The sequence below is a fragment of the Fusibacter sp. genome (genome assembly GCF_057447755.1).
In genome coordinates this window covers 1-4,136 of record NZ_JBVBZF010000308.1, presented here as the reverse complement: position 1 = coordinate 4,136, position 4,136 = coordinate 1, and the positions used below count along the sequence as shown (strand labels likewise).

Genomic DNA, 4,136 nt, shown 5'->3' with positions numbered 1-4,136 from the left:
GATAACGCATGACAAGTAAAAGTAAAATTGCCATGCTAAAGGACAAGATTATAAAAAGTGCACGTTCATAGGTGTCAATATAGGGATTATCCGCAAGACCACGCTCTTCTGTTAACCACTTTACAAATTCTGAAATCTGCTTATAATCCAACTTCTCACGAAGCTTATGGATATTTTGATAAATCTGATAGCCCCTAGAAGGTAGCAATTCTTCTCGCTCATTTAAATCCGTTTGATGAAGGAGCCTTTCATTATTTTGGTCTGAGGATGTGATCAAATCGTTGCGAATGGTTATTTCGTCCATAAAAACATTTTCAAGCCCGCTGTCTAGTCCATATAAAAGTCCAGTAAGAATCAACAGCGTTACTACTATTCTTACAAACCATTTTCTCTGCACAATAATTAGAATGCAAGATACATAAGTCACAACTGACAAGATCATGAACTGTGTTGAATCTATGGCATAATTTATAAAATAATTCATGAGCATTAAAAGCGCATTAAAGATGATGAAGCCCGCGAGCCATTGAAATTTCTTATCCATTCAGCATCACCTCTTTCTCAACAAAAGTGACATCCAAATGTGCTTTTTCTATTAAGGTCAGTAAATCTGGACTCATAGAAGCTCTTGCCTTAAAAACAGCCACTTTAAACTTGTAGCCATTCCGTCCTGAACGGTCTAAAAATGATAAAAGATCTGGTGAAATGCGATAGGTCACCAAATAATAGGTGTTAAAGTGGCCGTTTAAATTCAATAGTAACTGTAAACGATTTACCAAATCACTTTCTCCATCAGATTCAAAGCCGGTTAAGGTTTCTAAGACTTTTGGAAAATCGCCACTATCCTTGCCTTCTATTAATAGCTCTTTACTGTCTGTTATCATGAGTTTGGTGTGGATATTGTTTTCAAGGGCATACTTGACATAAGATGCACAATAAGAAACCATATTTTCTTCATCAGCATAGGTCATGCCGTCCTTAAATTGACTCAAACTGCCGTCTAAGACCATAAAAAATCGAACACTTAAAGTCTGCTCAAATTCCTTAGTCTGAATTTCGCCGAGTTTAGCACTTAGCTTCCAGTGGATGTTCTTGAGTTGATCCCCTCGTTCAAAGGGTCTAATGTTAATAATATTGGTCCGGTCCTCAGCAGTCTTCTCATGTGATTTTAAAGTGCCATGCAGATCCTTGGTATCTAAAGGTAACTTATGGATTGGCCAAATCTTTGGATGTACAGTTAAGTCGATTTCCTTGTCAAAGGCAATCTCTCTAGAGGCAAGCATCATGGGGTCAAAAAGCGTCACGCGGACCTTGCCGATTTTATAATACCCCCTATAAAGACATTTGATGTCCTTTGAAAAATTGATCATTTGATAGCTTTTAAAATAGGCGACCTCCTGCAAAGAGGACTCTGTGTTGAGCTTTTCACTGAGGAAAAATTCAATTTTAGCATGTGAAATTGGCATATAGCTTGTATTGGATACCTTGTATTCAATATTAATTGTATCGCCGGATTCTATCACACTGGCATTTGTATAGTACATGATAAATAGGTTTTTAAAGTTATGCTCTATTATAATTGTCATGGATATTCTGAAAATCAAAGAGAGAAAGAATAGAAAATAAAGTTCTCTACTCCCTGACATCAATGCAAAAATCAACAAAAAACTCATGATAATCATAACAAGCACATTCGGTAGTTTTCTCATTTGTACTCCTAATGATGTGTCTTTTATCAATCTATCCTTGGCAATTCTATTGATCTTAAAATATCTTCAACCAGTTGTTTAACACTGATGCCCCTATAAACGGCTTCACCTTTTAATAGAATCCTGTGAGATACAATCGTCTCAAATAAGTCGTGAACATCCTTCCCTATAACAAAGTCTCTGCCCTCAAGATATGCCTTTGCCTTAGCCGCTTTAAAAAGATGTACGGATGTCCTTGGGCTAGCCCCTAGTCTAACGGAGGCGTTTTCTCTTGTGGCTTTACAGAGCTTAACCACATAGGCCTTAACGGCTGGATCCACAAACACTCGATCCACTTCTTCGATCATCTCGGCAATTTTCGCTCGAGAAACCACAGGCTTAATCACATCAGTGGTCTCTTTAAGGGTTAAAATATCAATCTCCTCGTCTATACTTGGATACCCAAGCGAAATTCGCATCATAAATCGGTCGAGTTGGGCTTCTGGTAGTGGAAAAGTCCCCTGTTGCTCAATGGGATTCTCTGTGGCTATAACCATAAACGGTTCTTCCAGTAAATATGTATGTCCGTCTATTGTCACTTGCGTTTCTTCCATTGCCTCAAGCAAACTTGACTGTGTTTTAGGTGAAGTTCGATTGATCTCGTCAGCCAGCAATATGTTTCCAAATATAGGCCCCTTTTGAAACTCAAATCTTTGCGTTTGCTTGTCAAAAATGGATATGCCAATAAGGTCTGAAGGCATCAAATCTGGTGTAAATTGAATTCTGTTAAATGTACAATCATTGACTTTGGCAAACGATTTTGCAAGTGTTGTCTTCCCTAGTCCGGGCAAATCTTCGATCAAAACGTGTCCCCCAGATAATAAAGCAATCATCACGTTTTCAATAGCACTTTCTTTCCCCACAAGTGTTTTCTTCATCTCAACTTTAATTTCTCTTAGCATGTCGCACCCCTTTTGTGTCTGATAATTCAGATAATTCGTTTGATAAAAGAAGGAGTCCAATGGGCTCCTTTTTTATCTTTATTTTTTAAAAATTACTCTTCAGTTACAAGAACCTGCATTTGAGCTGAGACCTTTGGATAGACTTTAATGGTTACCATTGTCGCACCAAGTGTTCTGATCGGTTGTTCAAGTGCAATTTTTTTCTTGTCTATGTCTAAATTGTGTTTGGACTTTAAAACGTCAGCGATGTCCTTGTTTGTGATTGACCCGAATAGTCTACCACCCTCTCCTGCTTTCGTTTTGAATGTAACGACGATTTTTTCAATATCAGCAGCAAGCGCTTTTGCTTCTGCAAGTTCCTCTGCAGCACGCTTTGCTTTCGCTGCGTTTTGATGCTCAAGCTCCTTGACGCTACCATCAGTTGCTTCCTTTGCTAAACCTCTTGGAATGAGATAGTTTCTTGCATGACCATCGCTAGCATTAATAATATCCCCTTTTTTACCGGTTCCTTTAATGTCTTTTAATAAGATTACTTTCATTATTTCTCTACTCCTTCCTTATAGTATTGATCAATGGATTGAATCAACCTTTGCTTAATGTCTTCAATGTCACCATCCTTGAACTGTGCACCGGCAACTTCAAGATGACCGCCTCCACCGAGCGTTTCTAAAATAATTTGTACATTGACATCCCCTAAAGAACGTCCTGAAATAAATGCAGTGCCATCTTCTTTTTTTGCTATGACAAATGATGCCGTGATGCCACGAATATTCAGAAGATCGTCTGCAGCTTGAGCTGCAATAAGCTGGATACTGTTTGCAATTTTATTTGTTGTGGATATGGCAATTGTTTCTCTATATCTCATTGCATTTCCAACGATGTTGGCCTTTTCTGTAAAGGTTTCAAGGTCGTCTTGGAAGAGTTGTCTCACCCTAATCGTATCCGCACCTTGACGTCTCAAATAAGCAGCGGCATCAAAAGTTCTAACCCCAGTTTTAAGGGAGAAGTTCTTTGTATCCACCGTGATGCCCGCAAGAAGTGCATCCGCCTCTTCTTTTTCAATCTTAGGTTTGTTTTCCATGTATTGAAGAATTTCTGTAATCAACTCTGAAGTACTTGAAGCATAAGGCTCAAGATATTTCAAAATGGCTTTTTCAATAAATTCTGTACTTCTTCTATGGTGATCGATTAGGACCACACGGTCACAAGCCTCTATTAGGTCTGGACATTCGGTTAAGCTCGGTTTATGTGTGTCTACCACTACAACCACAGTATTATCGTCTACCAGATCTAGCGCCTCATCTGACCCTATAAAATGATACATGTCGTTATTCTTGAAAGTCTCATGAACATTGACAATGGCATCTGTTACTTCATTTAAAACAATATAGGATTCCTTTCCCATATTAAGGACACTTCTATAAACACCTACAGCAGCACCGAAAGAGTCCATATCAGGAGATCTATGACCCATGATAATCACTCT

Annotated in this window: 5 protein-coding genes; all 5 read right to left on the bottom strand. The window is 38.5% G+C overall.

Features of this window, described 5'->3' with window-relative positions; all coding sequences use genetic code 11:
- Positions 1-544 (bottom strand): hypothetical protein (locus AC220I_RS19120; protein ID WP_486725461.1); only part of this gene is annotated, 544 nt, incomplete at its 3' end.
- A complete protein-coding gene (locus tag AC220I_RS19115; protein WP_486725460.1) occupies positions 537-1,709 on the bottom strand; it encodes a DUF58 domain-containing protein in 1,173 nt (390 codons plus the stop codon). The genes AC220I_RS19120 and AC220I_RS19115, both read right to left, overlap by 8 nt.
- 26 nt (positions 1,710-1,735) lie before the next feature.
- Positions 1,736-2,650 (bottom strand): AAA family ATPase, encoded by a 915-nt coding sequence (locus tag AC220I_RS19110; protein WP_486725459.1) that lies wholly within the window; start codon positions 2,648-2,650, stop codon positions 1,736-1,738.
- Between the two features lie 92 nt (positions 2,651-2,742).
- Complete coding sequence (rplI, locus tag AC220I_RS19105) at positions 2,743-3,189, bottom strand: 50S ribosomal protein L9 (RefSeq protein ID WP_486725458.1); 447 nt, start codon at positions 3,187-3,189, stop codon at positions 2,743-2,745.
- A partial coding sequence (locus tag AC220I_RS19100; protein ID WP_486725457.1) for a DHH family phosphoesterase occupies positions 3,189-4,136 on the bottom strand: 948 nt, incomplete at its 5' end. The genes AC220I_RS19100 and rplI, both read right to left, overlap by 1 nt.

Excerpts from the sequence above, each read along its gene's own strand:
- AC220I_RS19110 (WP_486725459.1), bottom strand. The coding sequence starts at position 2,650 with ATGCTAAGAGAAATTAAAGTTGAGATGAAGAAAACACTTGTGGGGAAA.
- rplI (WP_486725458.1), bottom strand. The coding sequence starts at position 3,189 with ATGAAAGTAATCTTATTAAAAGACATTAAAGGAACCGGTAAAAAAGGG.
- AC220I_RS19115 (WP_486725460.1), bottom strand. The coding sequence starts at position 1,709 with ATGAGAAAACTACCGAATGTGCTTGTTATGATTATCATGAGTTTTTTG.